A 19103-nucleotide genomic window follows, 5' to 3' on the forward strand; every position below is an offset into this window, starting at 1 on the left:
CTGTACTAGTACAAGAACAAGTGCAAGTCGCCGAAGGCACGCCGCACAGCACTACCGGGGAGGCCCTGATGACCGACGTCTACGCCGCTACCGACCGGACCACCGCGTCCCGGACCCGCGAGCGCATGCACTACGACCGGGAGAAGGCACATGCCATCCTCGACGAGGCGTTCGACTGTTCGGCCGGTTTTGTGGTGGACGGCGAGCCCCGCGTCCTGCCGACCCTGCACGTGCGGGTCGGCGAGACGCTCTACCTGCACGGTTCCACTGGCGGGCGGATGGCGCTGTCGGCCCGCGGCGACGGCATCCCGATCTGCGTGAGCGTCACGCTGCTCGACGGCCTGGTCTACGCGCGGTCGCAGTTCAACCACAGCGCCAACTATCGCTCGGTGGTCGCCCTCGGCGTCGCCCGGCCGGTCACCGACCCGGCCGAGAAGGCGGAGGCCATGCGAGCGCTGGTGGAGAAGGTCGGCGCCGGCCGGGCCGCCGACAGCCGCCCGCCGACCAAGCAGGAGATGGCACAGACCAGTCTGCTGGCGCTGCCGCTGGTGGAGGTCTCGGTCCGGCTCCGCGAGCACGGCGTGGTGGACGATCCGGAGGATCTCGACCTGCCGCACTGGGCCGGTGTGCTCCCGATCCGCCGGGTCGCCGGCCCGCCGGAGACCGATCCGGGCGTCACGACGCCACCACCGGCCTACCTGCCCGGCCGCACCTCGGCCGAGTGGCAGACGCCGGTCCTGATGGAGGGCCGGCACGTCCGGCTGGAGCCGCTCTCCCCGGCGCACGCGGCGGGACTGTTCGAGGCGCTGGACGACGAGGAGGTCTGGCGGTACCTCCCGACCCCGCGGGCACGCACCCCGGAGGACACCGCCGCCGAGATCGCGGAGGTGATCCGCGGGCAGTGGCGGGGCGACCGGGCCGGGTGGGCCCAGGTCGACCCGGTGACCGGCGTCGTGATGGGCATGACGACGTACCACGACGTCGACCCGGTGCGCCGCGCGGTCGGGATCGGGCACACCGTGCTGGGCCGCAAGTGGTGGCGGACCGGGGTCAACACCGAGGCGAAGCTGATGCTGCTGGAGCGGGCGTTCGACGTGCTCGGCGCGGCCAAGGTGTTCTGGTACACCGACATCCGCAACGAGCGCTCCCAGCAGGCGATCGCCCGGCTCGGTGCGAGCCGGGACGGGCTGCTCCGCAGGCAGCGGCTACGGCCCGACGGCTCCTGGCGGGACACCGTAGTCTTCGCGCTGACGGCGGACGAGTGGCCGGCCGTGGCGCAACGCCTGCGGGACCGCCTGGCCGCCGGCGGATCGGGGCTGGGGAGGGCGTGACCGATGCTGGGCATCACTGATTTCTGGACGTACGTGCTCGGCGTGGTGGCCATCATCCTGCTGCCCGGGCCGAACTCGATCTTCGTGCTCTCGGTCGGCGCCCGCCGGGGCGTCCGGGCCGGCTATCAGGCGGCGTGCGGTGTCTTCGTCGGCGACGCGGTGCTCATGGTCCTGTCCGCGACCGGGGTGTCCTCGCTGCTGGGGACGTACCCGCCGCTGTTCCTGGTGCTGAAGTACGCCGGGGCGGCCTATCTGGCCTGGGTCGGGGTGAACATCATCCGGGGCGCCTGGCACGGCTGGCGGCACCGGGGCGAGGCGGCCCCCGTGGCCGAGGAGGCACCGGCCGAGATGCAGCGGCCGTTCCGCCGGGCGGCGGTGATCAGCCTGCTGAACCCGAAGGCGATCCTGTTCTTCGTCTCGTTCTTCCTCCAGTTCGTCGAGCCGGGATATCCGCATCCGGCGTGGTCGTTCCTGGTGCTCGGGGCGGTGGTGCAGTTCTTCAGCGCGCTGTACCTGACCGCGCTGATCTTCGGGGGCCGGTTCCTCGCCGGGCAGTTCCAGCGGCGACGCCGGCTGGCCGCCGGCGCTGCCACCGGGGTGGGCGCGCTGTTCGTCGGGTTCAGCATCAAGCTGGCCACCGCCAGCGTGAGCTGACGAGGGCGGCCTGCGCCAGCCTCTCCCTCGCGTGCTTGCCTGGTGCCAGGCGGGGCGTGGCAGACGGATCAGCTGCTCCTGGCGGCGGCGGAGGTGCCCTGGGTGTCGGTGTAGAAGGTGCTCCGGACCATCTGGACCTTGCTGAGTTCGGTGGCCCAGGCGGATTCCGGGGTGGACCAGCCGAGCGCGTACGGCCGGCCGCCGGCCGTGAACCAGCGGGTGGTGGCACGGCGGAGGGCGCCCGCCTCGGTGCGGTAGCGGTACTCCCAGTCGGCGGCCTTGTGCAGCAGGGTCACCGACGCGACGGTGATCAGCGCGTAGTCACGGACCCGGCCGGTCAGCCGGAGCCGGCGGTCCTCGGCCCGGCAGCCCTTGAGCGGGTCGGTGCGGGGACGGCGGCCCACGTCCAGGCTCAGCACCCCGGTGCTGAGCGGGTCCCGGAAGCAGTACATGGTGCCGATCCGCTGGTAGGTCCAGCCGTCCGGGACCGGGATGTGGAACCCGGTCCCGTCGGTGAAGTAGGACCAGCCGGCCTGCAGGACCCAGCCGCTGACACCCCGGGCCGCGCCCCGCTTCGGGGCGACCGGGACGCCGGCGGGTGCTGTCGCGTCGCAGACCACCGGCGAGAAACCGCCGGGGCGCGGGGCACGAACGGTCGGTGACGCCCGGGGCGAGGACGGGGCGACGGCCGGTGGCCGGACCACCTCCGGCGTGGCGGCGTCCCGCTGGACCAGATGGACGCTCAGCGCACTGACGCCGAGCACGGCGACCAGCAGCAGACCCGCGACGACCAGCCGGGTCCGGGTCCGGTCCATCGGCCGGGGGCGGAACTGCCACCCGGGTGCGGACATCCGGTTCGCGCCCGGGTGACCGGAGAGCGGGGAGCGGGGAGCCGGGATCGTGTGGCCCGAGGCCTGGTTGCCGCGGCGGGACGTCCGTGGGGTCGCGGGATCGCCGGCGGCGGCCGGTTGGCGGTTCGGGCGGGGCCGGGGGCGAGGGCGGGAGGAATCCGTGCCGGTGCGGTCGGCACCGCGGCGGCCGGGATGACTGCCGGGGCCGTGGTGGATTCCGCCCGCCGCGGCCGCGGAGACCGGGGAGTAGACGTCGTCGCTGGTGAAGGTGCCGTCGATGTAGTCGTTCCCGGAGGAGTCGGCGCCGTCGGCGTAGGGGCGGGCCGACCAGTGGCCGGAGGGCAGCCACCAGCCGTCGGAGTCCCCGGCCTCCTCGGCTTCCTCGGCTTCCTCGGCTTCCTCGGTGACGAACTCATCAACCGCCGTGCCCGAACCACCGGCACCCGCACCGGCATCCGCGTCGGCATCGGCATCGGCGAAGAGGCTGGTGTCGGACAGGTCGCCGGTGCTCGCCCGGGCGGCTCGATCAGCGGGTTCGGGGTCTTCGGCGCGGACCGGTGCGCCGGTGACATCCCCATGGGCCATGCCCTCGGTGGCGCTGCTCTGCTGATCGCTTTCGGCCAGGGCCTTACGGCGAGGGAGGCGCGGCGCGGGCGCCGGCTTCGTTTCCCCCACGGAAGACGATCCGCCAGAGTCACCTCCGGCAGCAGCGGGACCCGCGGAAACGGGCGCCGTGGAGACGAGCGCAGTGGAAACAGCCACGGTGGAGACGGCTGCCGTGGGGACGGGCGCGGTCGGGACGGGCTCCGTGGAGACGGGCGCGGTCGGGACGTCTCTGGTGGGGACGCCGCCGGTGTCCACGAGCGGTTCGACGGCCGGGGCCGGGCCGGGCTCCCCCCGCGCGCTCCGGCGCCGCTGTGCGGGCAGGGCCGGCTCGGCCTCCTCGATCACCGCTCGGAGCTGCCGCTCCGTCTCGCCGGCCGTCAGGCGCGCTTCCGGTTCGTACCGAAGAAGGGCTTCTAAAATCGGGCCCAGCGGCCCGGCACGCTGCGCGGGGTCGGGGGGTTCGGTGGCCAGCGCGGCAAGCGTCGCCATCGCGCTGTCCCGCGCATAAGGTGACTGCCCTTCTACCGTCGCGTACAGCGTGGCCCCGAACGACCACAGGTCCGACTCCGGAGTGGAGGCGCCGTCGCGGGCCCGCTCCGGGGACACGTACTGCGGTGAGCCGACGATCAGCCCGGGCGTGGTGACCATGCCGTCGTCGACGAAGGTGGCCAGACCGAAATCGGTCAGCAGCACCCGGCCGTCGGAGCCGATCAGGACGTTGTGCGGCTTCACGTCGCGGTGCAGCACCCCGGCGCCGTGTGCCGCGGTCAGCGCCGAGAGCACGGCCAGGCCGACCCGGGCCGCCTCGACCGGCGGGTACGGACCCTTGGTGGTGAGCACCTGGTAGAGCGACCGGGACGCCACATATTCCATGACGATCCAGGACAGGCCCTGGGCGTGCACCACGTCGTAGACCCGGACCACGTGCGGATGCGTCAGCCGGGCCGCGCTGCGCGCCTCGCGGAGTGTCCGATTGTGCAGCCGATCCTTCTCGGTCGCGCTCATCCAGTCCGGTGGGACGATCTCCTTGATCGCCACGTCCCGGTCCAGCATCTGATCCCGGGCCAGCCAGACCCGTCCCATCCCACCAGCGCCGACCGGTTCCAAGAGAAGGTACCGGCCGGCGACGAGCATCTGCCTGACCGCCATCGGCACCACCCATCGTGTCGGTCATCAGGATAATCAGGGACAGACCGCCCACGGAATGACGATCACCCGGGCCCCGCGTGGGCCTCGTCGCCGGTTTCTGTCACACCCCCGGTGGAGGATGAAGCCCGGACCACGACGAGAGGACGGGTGACGTGCGAGAGGTGCTCGAGAAGTTCGGACCGGCCACCCGGGAGTGGTTCACGGCCGCGTTCGCCGCGCCCACCGCCGCGCAGGCCGGGGCCTGGCGGGCGATCGGCGCGGACCGGCACGCCCTGGTGGTCGCGCCCACCGGTTCCGGCAAGACGCTTGCCGCCTTCCTCTGGTCCCTCGACCGGCTGGCCGGCGAGCCGGTCCCCGAGGAGGCCCGGCGGCGATGCCGGGTGCTCTACGTGAGCCCGCTGAAAGCCCTCGCCGTCGACGTCGAACGCAACCTGCGGGCCCCACTCACCGGCATCCGTCAGGCGGCGGGCCGCCTCGGCTTACCACCGCCGGAGATCACGGTCGGCATGCGTACGGGTGACACGCCCGCCGACGAGCGCCGCGGGTTCGCCCGCACCCCGCCGGACATCCTGATCACCACTCCCGAGTCGTTGTTCCTGCTGCTCACCTCGGCGGCGCGGGACTCCCTGCGCGGCGTCCAGACAGTGATCATCGACGAGGTGCACGCGGTCGCGGCCACCAAGCGGGGCGCTCACCTGGCGGTCTCCCTGGAGCGGCTGGACGCGCTGCTGGAGCGCCCGGCGCAGCGGATCGGGCTGTCCGCGACGGTGCGCCCGATCGAGGAGACCGCCCGCTTCCTCGGCGGGTCGCAGCACGTCGAGATCGTCAAGCCGCCCAGCACCAAGACGATCGAGGTGTCGGTCGAGGTGCCGGTCGAGGACATGACCCGGCTCGACGAGGCGTCCGAGTCCGACGACCTGGAGGGTGGCCGGCGCACGCCGTCGATCTGGCCGGCCGTCGAGGAGCGGGTGCTCGACCTGATCGAGGCGCACCGCTCGACGATCGTCTTCACCAACTCCCGGCGCGGCGCGGAGCGGCTCTGTGCCCGCCTCAACGAGCTGTCCGCCGAGCGGGTGGAGCTGGCCCGGCTCGCCGAGCAGGCCACCCAGCGCGGCGAGACGGCGTGGCGCGAGGAGCCGGACCGGGGCTCCGGTCGTACCGAAGAGGGCTCTGCCATGCCGGTCGCGGTCGGTGAGATCGCCGCCGGCCTGATGAGAAACGGACAGGGTGGCGGCGCGGCAGGGATGCCGGCGGCCATCATGGCGCAGTCCGCGGCGGCCTCCGGCGCACCGGCCGTGGTGGCCCGAGCGCACCACGGCAGCGTCTCCCGGGAGGAGCGCAAACAGATCGAGGAGGCGCTGAAGTCCGGCCGGCTGCCCGCGGTCGTCGCCACCTCGAGCCTGGAGCTCGGCATCGACATGGGCGCGGTCGACCTGGTCGTGCAGATCGAGGCCCCGCCGACGGTCGCGGCCGGCCTGCAGCGGATCGGCCGCGCCGGTCACCAGGTCGGCGCGGTCTCGCGCGGGGTGGTCTTCCCCAAGCACCGCGGTGACCTGCTCTCCTGCGCGGTCGTCGCGGAACGGATGATCGCCGGCGCGATCGAGGAGCTGCGGTACCCGCGCAACCCGTTGGACGTGCTGGCCCAGCACGTGGTCGCGATGGTGGCGATGGACGCCTGGCCGGTCGACGAGCTGGCCGCGCTGGTCCGGCGGGCCGCGCCGTTCGCCGAGCTGCCCGAGTCGGCGCTGCACGCGGTGCTCGACATGCTCTCCGGGCGGTACCCGTCGACCGCCTTCGCCGAGCTGCGGCCCCGCCTGGTCTGGGATCGCGGCACCGATCTGCTGACCGGCCGGCCGGGCGCCCAGCGCCTCGCCGTGACCAGCGGCGGCACCATCCCGGACCGCGGCATGTTCGGGGTCTTCCTGGCCGGTTCCGAGCGCGCCTCCCGGGTCGGCGAGCTCGACGAGGAGATGGTCTACGAGTCGCGGGTCGGTGACGTCTTCCTGCTCGGCTCGACCTCGTGGCGGATCGAGGACATCACCCCGGACCGGGTGCTGGTCACCCCCGCGCCCGGCGCCCCGGCCCGGATGCCGTTCTGGAAGGGCGACTCCCCGGGCCGGCCGATCGAGCTGGGCCGGGCCATCGGCGCCCGGCTGCGCGCCCTGGCCCGGGCCGGCGACGAGGCGGCCACCGCGGCGCTGCGCGAGTCCGGTCTGGACGAGTGGGCCGCCGGGAACCTGGTCACCTACCTGCGTGAGCAGCGGGAGTCCACCCGGCACCTGCCGGACGACCGGACCATCGTGGTGGAACGGTTCCGCGACGAGCTGGGCGACTGGCGGATGACCGTGCACTGTGTGCTCGGCGCGAAGGTGAACGCGCCGTGGGCGCTGGCGATCGCCCGCCGGCTCAGCGAGCGATACGGCGTGGACGGTCAGGTGATGCCCTCCGACGACGGCATCGTGATCCGGCTGCCGGACACCGCGGAGGAGCCACCCGGCGCTGACCTGGTCGCCTTCGACCCGGAGGAGATCGCCCAGATGGTCGAGGAGTCGGTGGGCACGTCCGCGCTGTTCGCGTCCCGGTTCCGGGAGTGCGCGGCCCGCTCGCTGCTGCTGCCCCGCCGCGATCCGCGCCGCCGGCAGCCGCTCTGGCAGCAGCGGCAGCGGTCCGCGCAACTGCTCGACGTGGCCCGCGAGTTCGCCGACTTCCCGGTCACCTTGGAGGCCGCCCGCGAGTGCCTGCAGGACGTCTTCGACGTTCCCGGCCTGTCCGGCCTGATGCGGGAGATCGCCGGGCGCAAGGTCCGGCTGGTCGAGGCGGAGACCCAGCGTCCGTCACCGTTCGCCCGTTCGCTGCTGTTCGGATACGTCGGCGCTTTCCTGTACGAGGGGGACGCCCCGCTCGCCGAGCGCCGAGCCGCCGCGCTGGCCCTGGACGCCACCCTGCTCGGCGAGCTGCTCGGCCGGGTCGACCTGCGTGAGCTCCTCGACCCCGCGGTGGTGATCGAGACCGCGACGCAGCTGCAGTGGCTCAGCCCGCAGCGCAGCCCCCGGGACGCGGAGGACGCCGCCGAGCTGCTCCGGCTGCTCGGTGACCTGTCCGCCGCCGAGCTGGCCGAGCGCGGGGTGCCCGAGGACTGGGTGCGCACGCTGGAGTCGGCCCGCCGGGCGATCCGGGTGCGGGTGGCCGGCGAGGACCGCTGGGTCGGGATCGACGACGCGGGGCGGTACCGCGACGCGCTCGGCGTGGCGCTGCCGGTCGGCATCCCCGAGGCGTACCTGGAACCGCTCGCCGACCCGCTCGGTGACCTGGTCGCGCGCTACGCCCGGACGCACGGGCCGTTCCTCGCGGCGACCTGCGCGGCCCGGTTCGGGCTGGGCGTGTTCGTGGTCGAGCAGGCGCTGAAACGGCTGAGCGCGACCGGCCGGGTCACCTCCGGTGAGTTCTCCCCGGACGGCGCGGGCACCGAGTGGTGCGACGCCGAGGTGCTGCGCATGCTGCGGCGGCGTTCCCTCGCCGCGCTGCGCCGGGAGATCGAGCCGGTGCCGCCGAAGACGCTCGCCGCGTTCCTGCCCCGGTGGCAGCAGGTGGGTGGCAACGCCCGCGGGGTGGAGGCGCTGGCCGCGGCACTCGAGCAGGTGCAGGGCGTGGCGGTGCCGGCCTCGGCCTGGGAACGGCTGGTGCTGCCGGCTCGGGTGGCCGACTACGCGCCACCGCTGCTCGACGAGCTGTCCGGCGGCGGCGAGGTGCTGTGGGCCGGATCCGGTGCGATCGCCGGGGGCGACGGGTGGGTGACTCTGGCGTACGCGGACAGCGCGCCCCTGCTGCTGCCCCCGCCGGACGAGGAGTTCGCGCTCACCCCGGCGCACCAGGCCGTGCTGGACGCGCTCGGCGACGGGCAGGCGATGTTCTTCCGCTCGCTCGCCGACCGGGTCGGCTCGACCGACGACACCGACCTGGCCGGCGCCGTGTGGGATCTGGTGTGGGCCGGGCACCTCACCAACGACACCCTCGCCCCGCTGCGGGCGATGCTCGGTGGCAGCGGGGCGCACAAGGCCAAGGCCGCGCCGGCCCGGAGCCGTTATCGACGGCCGGGGCGGGTGGCCATGCCGTCGCGCACCGGGCCGCTGCACATGGCCGGCCGCTGGTCGAAGCTGCCGGACCGGGATCTGGACCCGACCCGGCGGGCCGCCGCGCTCGCCGACGTCCTGCTCGAACGGCACGGCGTGGTGACCCGGGGCGCGGTGATGGCGGAAGGGGTGACCGGCGGGTTCGCCGCGGTCTACCCGGTGCTCAGCGCTCTGGAGGAGCGGGGTGCGGCCCGCCGCGGGTACTTCGTGGAGGGGCTCGGGGCGGCGCAGTTCGCGGTGCCCGGCGCGGTGGACCGGCTGCGCGCGTTGGCGGAGCCGGCCGAGCTGGCCAGGCGTACCGGGACGAGCGCGCTGGTGCTGGCCGCGACGGACCCGGCCAATCCGTACGGGGCGGCGCTGCCGTGGCCGGACCGGATCGTGGACAGCGGTGACGGCGAACCTGTCGCGAAGGCCGGGCACCGGGCCGGCCGCAAGGCGGGCGCGCTGGTCGTGCTGGCCGGCGGCGAGCTGGTGCTGTACGTGGAACGCGGCGGCCGCACGCTGCTGTCCTTCGCGGACGATCCGGAGGCGCTGACGGCGGCCGGGCAGGCGCTGGCGGCTTCGGTGCGGTCGGGGGTGCTCGGTGCGCTGTCGGTGGAGCGCGCCGACGGGGAGTCGGTGCACTCGTCGCCGCTGCGGGAGGCGCTGACCGCGGCCGGCTTCCGCGCGACACCACGAGGTCTGCGGCTGCGCGGCTAGAGCAGGTCCTGCCTCGCACCCGCTTGATCGGCAGGACGGGCCCTGACCCAGCGGCCGCCCGGGAGGACGGCCGCCGAGCCGGGAAGGAGGATCAGAGGTGGGGCAGGACGTCCGAAGCGACCAGGTCGACGTGATCGATGTCGGACAGGTCGAGGACCTGCGCGAAGAGGCGGGAGGCGCCGGCCTCGGCGTACCGGCCGATCACCTCGAGGACCTCGGCCGGGGTGCCGACGATGCCGCCGTTCTCGCGCATCTCCTCGACCTCGCGGCCGATGGCGGCGGCCCGGCGGCGCACCTCGGCGTCGTCGCGGCCGACGCAGAGCACCGCTGCGGCGCTGAACGCCGGGGGCTCGGCGCGGCCGATGGCGGCGCTGGCGGCGCGGACCCGGTCGTACTGGACCGAGATGTCCTCGATCTTGGAGAACGGGACGTTGAACTCGGCCGCGTAGCGGGCGGCCAGGTCCGGCGTGCGCTTCTTGCCCATGCCGCCGACGATCACCGGGAGCGGGGACTGCACCGGCTTGGGCAGCGCCGGGGAGTCACTGAGCTGATAGTGCTTGCCCTCGAAGGCGTAGGTCGAGCCGACCGGCGTCTTCCACAGCCCGGTAATGATCTCGAGCTGCTCCTCGAGACGGTCGAAACGCTCGCCGATGGCCGGGAACGGGATGCCGTAAGCCTGGTGCTCGCTGTCGAACCAGCCGCCGCCGAGACCGAACTCGATCCGGCCGCCGCTCATCGCGTCGACCTGGGCGACCGCGATCGCCAGCGGGCCGGGGAGCCGGAAGGTCGCCGAGCTGACCAGCGTGCCGAGCCGGATCCGGGAGGTCTGCACGGCCAGCGCGGCCAGGGTGATCCAGGCGTCGCTGGGGCCGGGCAGCCCGGGCCCGTCACCCATCTTGAGGTAGTGGTCGGAGCGGAAGAACCCGTCGTAGCCGCCGTCCTCGGCAGCCTTGGCCACCCGGAGCAGGTCGTCGTGGCTGGCACCCTGCTGGGGTTCGGTGAAGATCACGAGACGCATGAGATCAACCCTGCCAGATCGCCGGGGCGGTCCCAGCCCGCACCCCGCTCCGGGAGACCCGGACGTGACCGGAGACACGCGGGCACCGGCGGGGCGCGGGCGGCCGCGACTGGCAGTAACGTCAGCCACCATGGCCGGTTATGGATGGATCAGTTTCACCACCGACTACGGCACCTTCGACGGCTTCGTCGCGGCCTGCCACGGGTCGATCGCGCGGATCGCGCCAGATGTCCGGGTGATCGACGTGACGCACCACGTACCGCCCGCCGACGTCAGCCGTGGTGCGGCCGTGCTGGCACAGACCGCGCCCCACCTGCCGGCCTCGGTGCATCTCGCGGTGGTCGACCCGGGCGTCGGCACGGCACGGCGCGGCGTGGTGCTGAGCACGCCGAACGGGCTGCTCGTCGGACCGGACAACGGCCTGCTGATCTGGGCGGCCGAGGCGCTCGGCGGGATCACCGCCGCCTACGAGCTGACCAACCCGGACTGGACGCTGGGCGACGTGTCCCGGACCTTCCACGGGCGGGACGTGTTCGCGCCGGCCGCGGCCCGGCTGGCCGCGGGGGCCGACCCGGCCGGCGCGGGGGCGGCGGTCACGCCGTCCGCCCTGGTCCGCCTGCCCGACCCGGTGACCAGCGTCGGTGACGGCTGGATCGAGGCCGAGGTGCTGACCGTGGACCGTTTCGGGAACGTGCAGCTGGCCGCGAACGGCACGATGCTCACCGGGCTCGCCCCGGAACTCGTGGTGAACGGGACGGTGCGCGCCCGCCGGGGCGGCACGTTCGCCGATGTGGGCGCCGGTGAGCTGCTGGTCTACACCGATTCCGCGGACCAGGTGGCGATCGCGGTGAACAACGGGCGCGCGGTGGTGGTGCTCTCGGTGGTCCCCGGCGACATGGTCCGCATCGCCGAACGCCGATAACTTCTTCGGTACGGATACCGAGCGCCCGTCCGTAGGCCACCAGCCGAGTCCCGTCCGAGCGGCCACGCGGCCGCCGCCCGGCTCCTGGCCCGGCCGCGCTGAGCGAGGCCGCGGCGCTCACCACGGACCTCGCCCGGCGCGCGAGGATCCCAGGCCCGGCTGGCGCTCAGGGGTGCCTCACCGGCCCCGAGACACCCCCAGGGACCAGCCGCGCGCCTCGCGCCGCACCGCCCACCGCGCACTGCCACCCCCGACCGCGGGCACCTCCCGACCCCGGCTGGTGCTCGGGGGTGCCTCACCGGCCCCGAGACACCTCTGGGGGCCAGCCAGGCGGTGGTTTAGAGGGGGTGGTGGACCCAGACGTTGGGTTCTACGTAGACGGCGTGGTCGTGTTCGACTGAACAGTGCACGTCCGACAGTGCGCCCGGCACCGGGACCGGGCCGCTCTTGTCGAACGGGAGGCCCGTGCGGTCGCGCCACTGGGCCAGGGTTCCCGGGATCATCATGCTGTGGTGGGCCACGTTCACGATGACGCCGCCGGCTCGGACGTGGACGCGCAGCCATGGGTCGACCGGGAGGCCGTCGGGGCGTTGGCGGAACGCGTACTCGTCGATCGGCTCGTCGGGGGCAGCGGCCTTGCCGGTCGGGCGGACCGGGGCCACCAGGTCGGTGAATCCGTGCCGGACAGCGTTCTCGCGCATGGCCGCCAACATCAGCCCGGAGATCCCCTGGGCGCGCAGGTCGGGACGCACCGCGATCTCCAGTGCCGAGACGATGGTCGGGGTGGTGCCGCTGAGCCGGTCGTGGGCGGCGGTCCGGATCGCCCAGTCCCAGCCGCCCTCCGGCAGGCCGTCGGCGATCGCACCGTCGAACGAGATCGGCACCGAGTGCGCCTTGGCGACCGCCTCACCGGTCTCCCGATCGACGGCGAGCAGCGTGAAATCGGGCCAGAACGTGGTGTCGTGCCGGTAGTACAGGCCGCCGGTCGGGTCGTGCCGCATGAACTCCGGCCAGAGGCCGGTGAGCTGCTCCATGATCTCGGTGCGGTCGCCGACCGGCGCGATGTCCAGATCCATGCCCGCCAGTATCCCCACGCGGCTGGACCGGGCCGAGGCATTTAACCGGCCGGCGGCCGAGACCGCCCCGCGGGCTGCCGGACCAGACAGAGCCGGGCCACACAGAGCCGGGCCACACAGAGCCGGGCAGGAACCACCCTGCGGCCGGGAGGAGGCATCAAACGGGCTGGAACGGGCAGGATGTAGTCATGCCGGAAGGGGACACCGTCTGGAACACCGCGCGCGTCGTCGAGCGCGCCCTCACCGGTGCGACCCTGACCGGATCCGACTTCCGGGTGCCGCGCCTGGCCACCACCGATCTGACCGGCTGGACCGTGACCGAGTCCGCCAGCCGCGGCAAACACCTGCTGCTCCGACTCACCCCCGGCGAAACCCGACTCACCCCCGGCGAAACCCGCCGCAACCCTGGCGAAAACCCCGCCGAAACCGGCGGACCCGACGGACCCGACGGACCCAGCGGACCCGGCGCACCCGGCGGACCCGGCGCACCCGCCGAAACCGGCGGACCCGGCGGGAACCGCCGGGCGGCCGCCGCGGAGAAGCCGCTCACCCTCCACTCCCACCTGCGGATGGAAGGCGCCTGGCGGACCTACGCCCCCGGCGAACGCTGGACCGGCCGGCCCGCCCACCTGATCCGGGTCGTGCTGCGCACCGCGCGGGCGGTCGCCGTCGGATACCACCTGCACGACCTCACCCTGATCCCGACCGCCGAGGAGGAGAGCCTGGTCGGGCACCTCGGCCCGGACCTGCTCGGCGCCGACTGGGATGCGGCCGAAGCCGTCCGGCGGATCGCCGCGCATCCGGAGGCCACCATCTCCGAGGCGCTGCTGGACCAGCGGAACCTGGCCGGGGTGGGCAACCTCTACCGGGCCGAGACGCTCTTCCTGCGCGGGCTGTGGCCGTGGACCCGGGTGGCCGACGTGGCCGACCTCACCGGCACGGTCGAGCTGTCCCAGCGGCTGGTGGCCTCGAACCGGGGGCGCTGGACGCAGACCACCACCGGGTCGCTGCGGCGGGGTGAGACGAGCTACGTCTACGGCAGGCGGGCCCAGCCGTGCCGGCGCTGCGGCACAGCGATCCGGAAAGCCGAACGCTCACCGCTCCTACCGACGAGCGGAAGCCGAGAAGGCGACTACTCGCCGCTGTCGGCAAGCGCGGGACGAGACGGCAGCGTGCGACGAGACGGCAGGGTGCGGCGGGGAGCCGGCAGCATGACCCGGAGAGCTGATGAATCGCCGCCGCTGAGCGCGAGCGCGGGGCGGATCGGGGACAAGGCCGAGCTGGAGGACCGGATCACTTACTGGTGCCCGCGCTGTCAGCCTGAGCCTGCCGCTGCGGCCCCGGCGTGAACCGGGCGGTCCGGTCCCGCAACTCGGCGAGACCCTCGGCGATGCCACGCAACCGGTCGGTCGCCTCGATCAGCCCGAAATACGCCGGGTGGCGGCTGTCGGCCACCGGATGGCCGTCCTCAGCCACATAACTCGCCGCGGCCGCGACCAGCTCCTCGAACGCCTCGACGCCCTCGGTGAACTGCTCGGCCAGCGCCGCGTGCGACTGCTCCAGGCCGGCCCGCTGGGCGGGCTGCCCGAGCGGGACGGCGCGCTCCACGCTCGCCACCCGCTGGCCGAGATCACGCAGCCACTGCTCGGCGGTGGCCGCCTCGAGCACCGCGGTCTCGCCGGAGCCGGTGAGCCGGCCGGCCAGGCCGAGCATGGTGGCCGAGGCGCGGTCCAGCCGGTCCCACGCGTCGGCGATCGTCGAGCCGCGCAGACCGTAACGGTTCTTCTGGCGGCGGACCTCGTTGAGCACGGTGCGGCCGACCTGGGAACGTTCCAGAGCGGCGGCGAACCGCGGTCCGGGCAGGCTCGGCTCGGGAGCCGGCTGGGCGGCCAGCGCGCGGTGATCACTCCACCGCCACCAGGCCAGCACCACCGAACCGCCGGCACCGGCGGCCCAGACCGCGTCCACGATGCCGATCCCCGCGTACGGCGTGAGCACGGCCGCGGCAGCGGTCAGACCGCCGCCCAGCACACTCCATCGCCGCGCGGCACCGCGCAGCCGCTTGAGCCGGCGGAAATACCTGGTCCGCTCGTCCACGTCACGTCCTCCCGCCACTCACCCGGACCGCCGGCCGGCCACCGGGGGCCGCCCGGCCAAGGCCGGCCACCGAGGCCTGACTCTCAGCCGGCCGCGGCGTCGCCGCGCTTCTGGTTCATGCTGGCGCGGATCTCGTCGAGCCGGGCCACGCTGGCCGGGTCGGCCGCCGGAGCGCCCTGCTGCCCGACCGCCGGCTGTGCCGGGGCGCCACCCAGCTTGTCGCCGGCCATGCTGGCCCTGATCTGCTCCAGGCGCGACGAGCCGGCCATGTCCAGGCTGGACTTCTGCACCTCGAGCATGCGGCCCTCGACCGAGTTGGAAGCCAGCTCGGCCCGGCCCATCGCGTTCGCATACCGTTGCTCGATCTTGTCGCGCACCTGGTCCAGCGACGGGGTGTTGCCCGGCGCGGTCAGCGACGACATCGACTCGAGCGACTTGGCGACGGTCTCCTGCATCTTGGCCTGCTCGAGCTGGCTGAGCAGGCGCGAGCGCTCGGCGATGCGCTGCTGCAGCACCATCGCGTTGTTCTCGACCGCCTTGCGGGCCTGCCCGGCCGCGCCGAGAGCCTGGTCGTGCAGGGTCTTCAGATCCTCCATCGACTGCTCGCCGGAGACCAGCTGGGTGGCGAGCGTCTGCGCGGTCTGCTCGTACTTCTGTGCCTCGGCCTCGTCGCCGCCGGCCCGGGCCCGGTCGGCCAGGACCAGCGCCTGACGCGCCATGCCCTGAAGTTTCTCGACCTCGGACATCTGCCGGGACAGCTTCATCTCGAGCTGCCGCTGGTTGCCGATGACGGCAGCGGCCTGCTGGACGAGCGCCTGGTGCTGTCGCTGAGCGTCCTCGATGGCCTGCTGGATCTGCACCTTCGGGTCGGCGTACTCGTCGATCTTCGCGCCGAAGAGCGCCATCATGTAATGCCAGCCCTTGACGAACGGGTTCGCCATCTCGCGGTATCCCCTCAATGTCGCTCGGTCGGACGCGTCCTGGCCGAGAAACCTCGCCGCAGACGCGAAACCATCGTGTCAGCCCGGTGCCAGTGGCGTCACGTGACCTACGGGGGATCTCAGGGTCTCCCCTGGCATCGAGCCTGAGATCGAGGCTACGCCCCCCAGGGGCAGGGTGCGAGACGCGCGAACCTGGGAACTGCCTGCCGGACGGCACGGCAAAACCGGGCCGTCCTGGAGGCGGCCCGGTTTCGTCGTCATGATCAGATTGGGGTCGTCAGGCGGCGTAGACCACGTCGCGCTGCGTTTTGCGGGTCGCGTGCAGGGTCGCCTTCAGCGGCGAGTCCTGGCGCACCGACACCGAGACGCTGCCGTCCGACGCGAGCTGGCGCTTGGCATCGGCGCGGAGCGGGTCGGCAACCGGTTGGGCCTCGACCGGGATGAGCACGCCCTCCATGTTCTCCGCGAGGGAGAGAGTGCTGCTCACCTCACCGAGCAACTCGGAGAGTCGGGCGCCGAGCGCTTCGCAGATGGCCGCGAGCAGCTCGCTGGAGGCCTCTTTCTGACCACGCTCGATCTCGGACAGATAACCCAGGCTGACGTTCGCGGCGGTCGACACCTCGCGCAGCGTGCGGTGCTGTCCCTGCCGGCGCGCACGAAGTGCGTCACCGATAACCCGGCGTAGCAGGACCATGGCACCTCCTCCTGCGGGCGAGGCCGCCGGCACGCGCCGGAGGCTTCCCGCAACCGTACCTGCCGCGAGCGATGGCGACATCCCGCCCCGCCGAATTCCTCCGGCGGCCGGCTCGCGGTGCATTCCGACAACCAGGGCACCGGCTGCGGTATTCCCAGGTCAGGCCGGAGCCGGTGCAGAACGGAGAATGCCGGTCAGCAATTGCAGGACGGCCATCACACTTTCGATGCGGATGGCCGCCCGGTTTCCGGTGAGTTTCAGCTCGCGCACCCGGGTCCCGTCCGGCCCCGCGACGGCGATGTAGACCAGCCCGACCGGCTTGCCGTCCTGCGGTTCGGGGCCCGCGACGCCGGTGGTGGCCAGGCCCCAATCCGCGCCGCAGCGTTCCCGCGCGCCCTCCGCCAGCTTCGCGGCGACCTCCGGATCGACCGGGCCGCGGTCCGCCAGCAATTCCTTCGGTACGCCGGTGAGCGCCGCTTTCAGCTCGGTCGCGTAGACCACGAACCCGCCGCGGAACACCGCACTGGCCCCCGGGACGTCGACGATGGTCGCCGCCACCAGCCCGCCGGTGAGCGACTCCGCGGTGGCCGCGGTCTGACCCCGCTCGGCCAGGGCCCGCACCGCGTCGCCGGCGGCGGCGGCGGTCACGCTTCCCGGCCCCGGCCGCGCTCCGGCTCGACGGGCTCACGACGGTCAGCCGGGCCGTGACGGTCAGCCGGACCATGAAGGTCAGCCGGGCCGTGACGGTCAGCCGGCTCGCGCTGGCCGGCCTGTTCACGAGGAACGGCCTGTTCACGAGGGACGACCGGCTCGCGGTGGTCGGCCGGGTCGAGGAGGTGGACCGGGTCGCGCGGGCCCCGGCGCAGGCGCAGCGCCTGGAGCACGTAGTCGAAGCCGGTGACCACGGTGACCAGCAGGGCCGCGCCCATCAGCCACGGGCCGGCCGCGTCCAGCGGGGTGCCGAACGGCCAGAGATACCAGGTGATCGCCAGGGTCTGCAGGCCGGTCTTGAGCTTGCCGCCCCGGGAGGCCGGGATGATGCCGTACCGGATCACCCAGAACCGCAGCGCCGTGACACCCCACTCGCGGACCAGGATCACCACCGTCACCCACCACGGCACCTGGTCGTACGCGGAGAGCAGCACCAGCGCGGTGCCGGTCAGCGCCTTGTCCGCGATCGGGTCGGCGACCTTGCCGAACGAGGTCACCAGCTCCCACTTGCGGGCGATCCAGCCGTCCACGAAGTCGGTCGCCGCGGCCACGCAGAACGCCACGGTGGCGGCGACCCGCCAGCCGTGGTCGGTCATCTGCGACGCGACCACCAGGCCCAGGAAGACCGGGACGAGGATGAGCCGGACCACGGTCAGCGCGTTGGCCGCGTTGTAGAGCGACACCACGCGGGGTGCGGCCACCGGACCCGGCTCGTCGGTCACCGGTCGACCTGCGCCGCGGAGATCATCTCGATCGGCACCGCGATCAGGTCGACGCCCTCGGTGCCGGTCACGGTCGCGCGGACCAGGTCACCCGGGCGCAGCGCGGCCAGGTCGACACCCCGCTCGCCGGCGACCAGCGTGGTGGAGCCGTCGACCTCGGGGGCCTGGTGCTCGGCCCGGCCCTCGATCTCGTCGTCGTCGACCGTGTCGACCAGCACCTCGACCGTGGTGCCGATCCGGTCCTCGGCACGCTGGGCGCAGAGCTCCTCGGCGAGCGCGACGATCTTGTCGTACCGGCGCTTGATGGTGGACGCGCGGATCTTGCCGGTCAGGCCGGCCGCCTCGGTGCCGTCCTCGTCGCTGTAGTCGAAGATGCCGATCGCGTCCAGCCGGGCCTCGGTCAGGAACCGGGCCAGCTCGTCCACGTCCTGCTTGGTCTCGCCGGGGAAGCCGACGATGAAGTTGCTCCGGGCACCGGCCTCGGGCGCCAGCTTGCGGGCCGAGTCGAGCAGTTCGAGGAAGCGCTCGGTGGAGCCGAACCGGCGCATCCGGCGCAGCACCGGCTCACTGGAGTGCTGGAACGAGAGGTCGTAGTAGGCCGCGACACCGGGCGTGGTGGCGATCGCCTCGACCAGGCCGGGGCGGGTCTCGGCGGGTTGCAGGTAACTGGCCCGGACCCGGACGATGCCGTCGACCGCGGCCAGTTGCGGCAGCAGTTTCTCCAGCAGGCGCGGGTCACCCAGATCCTTTCCGTACGACGTGCTGTTCTCACTGACCAGCACCAGCTCGCGCACACCGGTCTTGGCCAGCCACTCGGCCTCGGCCAGCAGCTCCTGCGGGTCGCGGGAGACGAACGCGCCACGGAACGCCGGGATCGCGCAGAACGAGCAGCGCCGGTCGCAGCCGCTGGCCAGCTTCAGCGAGGCGACCGGGCCGGTGTCGAGCCGGCGGCGCAGCACCTTGCGCAGGTGGGCCGGGGTGTGCTCGTCGACCGTGGCGTGACCGGGCACCACCACCTTGGCGGCCTGCCGCTGCACCGGGGTGATCGGGAGCAGCTCGCGGCGGTCACGCGGGGTGTGCGAGTCGAATTTCTCGCCGGCCAGCACGCCGTCGAGGCGGGCGCTGATGTCGGTGTAGTCGTCGAAGCCGAGCACCGCGTCGGCCTCGGGCAGGTTCTCGGCCAGGTCGCGGCCGTACCGCTCGGCCATGCAGCCGGCGGCGACCACCTTGGCACCGGTGTCGGAGGCGGCGAGCAGGGTGTCGATCGAATCCTGCTTCGCCTTCTCCACGAAACCGCAGGTGTTGACGAGCACCACGTCGGCCTGGGCGGCATCGGTGCCGACCTCCCAGCCCTCGGCGTCGAGGCGGGCGGCCAGCTCCTCCGAGTCGACCTCGTTACGGGCACAGCCCAGGGTCAGGAGAGCGACACGGCGTGAAGTCGGGGTTTCGGACACCCGACAAGGTTACCGGTCCCCGCCGGCATGCCGTTCCCCCGCACGGCT

12 protein-coding genes and 2 pseudogenes are annotated in these 19103 nt (G+C 73.3%); 5 read left to right on the plus strand and 9 right to left on the minus strand.

The features are described from left to right. Positions 1-68: 68 nt before the first annotated feature. Together Apa02nite_RS09220 and leuE are read left to right on the plus strand one after the other, a co-directional pair. Positions 69-1331 (plus strand): bifunctional pyridoxamine 5'-phosphate oxidase family protein/GNAT family N-acetyltransferase, encoded by a 1263-nt coding sequence (locus Apa02nite_RS09220; RefSeq protein ID WP_203824672.1) that lies wholly within the window; start codon positions 69-71, stop codon positions 1329-1331. A gap of 3 nt (positions 1332-1334) precedes the next feature. Beyond that, a complete protein-coding gene (leuE, locus tag Apa02nite_RS09225) occupies positions 1335-1985 on the plus strand; it encodes a leucine efflux protein LeuE (protein ID WP_203824673.1) in 651 nt (216 codons plus the stop codon). A gap of 68 nt (positions 1986-2053) precedes the next feature. Here leuE and Apa02nite_RS50915 read toward each other — a convergent pair whose 3' ends face one another. Next, entirely contained in the window at positions 2054-4591 is a 2538-nt protein-coding gene (locus Apa02nite_RS50915) for a serine/threonine-protein kinase (protein ID WP_239164208.1), read from the minus strand. 152 nt (positions 4592-4743) lie between these two features. Here Apa02nite_RS50915 and Apa02nite_RS09235 point away from each other — a divergent pair, with 152 nt between their 5' ends. Beyond that, positions 4744-9420 carry an Lhr family helicase gene (locus tag Apa02nite_RS09235; RefSeq protein WP_203824674.1) on the plus strand — a complete coding sequence of 1559 codons (4677 nt, stop codon included), beginning with the start codon at positions 4744-4746 and terminating at the stop codon, positions 9418-9420. Between the two features lie 91 nt (positions 9421-9511). Here Apa02nite_RS09235 and Apa02nite_RS09240 read toward each other — a convergent pair whose 3' ends face one another. After that, the gene (locus Apa02nite_RS09240) at positions 9512-10438 is read right to left on the minus strand and encodes an LLM class F420-dependent oxidoreductase (RefSeq protein WP_203824675.1); all 927 of its coding nucleotides are present in this window, start codon (positions 10436-10438) and stop codon (positions 9512-9514) included. A gap of 130 nt (positions 10439-10568) precedes the next feature. Here Apa02nite_RS09240 and Apa02nite_RS09245 point away from each other — a divergent pair, with 130 nt between their 5' ends. Continuing rightward, positions 10569-11360, plus strand: a complete 792-nt coding sequence (locus tag Apa02nite_RS09245) for an SAM hydrolase/SAM-dependent halogenase family protein (RefSeq protein ID WP_203824676.1) — start codon at positions 10569-10571, stop codon at positions 11358-11360. Positions 11361-11698: 338 nt separating this feature from the next. Here the strand turns inward: Apa02nite_RS09245 and Apa02nite_RS09250 are convergent, their stop codons facing one another. Beyond that, entirely contained in the window at positions 11699-12436 is a 738-nt protein-coding gene (locus Apa02nite_RS09250) for an N-acetyltransferase (RefSeq protein ID WP_203824677.1), read from the minus strand. Between the two features lie 188 nt (positions 12437-12624). On the opposite strand from Apa02nite_RS09250, the pseudogene Apa02nite_RS09260 reads away from it, so the two are divergent. Next, a pseudogene (locus tag Apa02nite_RS09260) lies at positions 12625-13518 on the plus strand (hypothetical protein); the annotation flags it as partial. Positions 13519-13729: 211 nt separating this feature from the next. Here Apa02nite_RS09260 and pspM read toward each other — a convergent pair. From pspM to rimO, 6 genes and pseudogenes are all read right to left on the minus strand, one after another. Continuing rightward, positions 13730-14533 carry a phage shock envelope stress response protein PspM gene (pspM, locus tag Apa02nite_RS09265; protein WP_203824678.1) on the minus strand — a complete coding sequence of 268 codons (804 nt, stop codon included), beginning with the start codon at positions 14531-14533 and terminating at the stop codon, positions 13730-13732. Between the two features lie 83 nt (positions 14534-14616). Next, positions 14617-15474 (minus strand): PspA/IM30 family protein, encoded by an 858-nt coding sequence (locus Apa02nite_RS09270; RefSeq protein ID WP_203824679.1) that lies wholly within the window; start codon positions 15472-15474, stop codon positions 14617-14619. Positions 15475-15751: 277 nt separating this feature from the next. Continuing rightward, complete coding sequence (locus Apa02nite_RS09275) at positions 15752-16168, minus strand: helix-turn-helix domain-containing protein (RefSeq protein ID WP_067689293.1); 417 nt, start codon at positions 16166-16168, stop codon at positions 15752-15754. Positions 16169-16327: 159 nt separating this feature from the next. Next, the gene (locus Apa02nite_RS09280) at positions 16328-16816 is read right to left on the minus strand and encodes a CinA family protein (protein WP_239164210.1); all 489 of its coding nucleotides are present in this window, start codon (positions 16814-16816) and stop codon (positions 16328-16330) included. A gap of 200 nt (positions 16817-17016) precedes the next feature. Next, a pseudogene (pgsA, locus tag Apa02nite_RS09285) lies at positions 17017-17601 on the minus strand (CDP-diacylglycerol--glycerol-3-phosphate 3-phosphatidyltransferase); the annotation flags it as partial. Beyond that, the gene (gene rimO, locus Apa02nite_RS09290) at positions 17598-19055 is read right to left on the minus strand and encodes a 30S ribosomal protein S12 methylthiotransferase RimO (RefSeq protein WP_203824680.1); all 1458 of its coding nucleotides are present in this window, start codon (positions 19053-19055) and stop codon (positions 17598-17600) included. The gene rimO and the pseudogene pgsA, both read right to left, overlap by 4 nt. Between the last annotated feature and the right edge of the window lie 48 nt (positions 19056-19103).

The sequence above is a fragment of the Actinoplanes palleronii genome (assembly GCF_016862315.1).
Classification (GTDB): Bacteria; Actinomycetota; Actinomycetes; order Mycobacteriales; family Micromonosporaceae; genus Actinoplanes; species Actinoplanes palleronii.

What these genes read in the sequence shown, in the direction of transcription:
- Apa02nite_RS09220 (WP_203824672.1), top strand. Translation starts at nt 69, where the DNA reads ATGACCGACGTCTACGCCGCTACCGACCGGACCACCGCGTCCCGGACC.
- leuE (WP_203824673.1), top strand. Translation starts at nt 1,335, where the DNA reads ATGCTGGGCATCACTGATTTCTGGACGTACGTGCTCGGCGTGGTGGCC.
- Apa02nite_RS50915 (WP_239164208.1), bottom strand. Translation starts at nt 4,591, where the DNA reads ATGGCGGTCAGGCAGATGCTCGTCGCCGGCCGGTACCTTCTCTTGGAA.
- Apa02nite_RS09240 (WP_203824675.1), bottom strand. Translation starts at nt 10,438, where the DNA reads ATGCGTCTCGTGATCTTCACCGAACCCCAGCAGGGTGCCAGCCACGAC.
- Apa02nite_RS09245 (WP_203824676.1), top strand. Translation starts at nt 10,569, where the DNA reads ATGGCCGGTTATGGATGGATCAGTTTCACCACCGACTACGGCACCTTC.
- Apa02nite_RS09250 (WP_203824677.1), bottom strand. Translation starts at nt 12,436, where the DNA reads ATGGATCTGGACATCGCGCCGGTCGGCGACCGCACCGAGATCATGGAG.
- Apa02nite_RS09270 (WP_203824679.1), bottom strand. Translation starts at nt 15,474, where the DNA reads ATGGCGAACCCGTTCGTCAAGGGCTGGCATTACATGATGGCGCTCTTC.
- Apa02nite_RS09275 (WP_067689293.1), bottom strand. Translation starts at nt 16,168, where the DNA reads ATGGTCCTGCTACGCCGGGTTATCGGTGACGCACTTCGTGCGCGCCGG.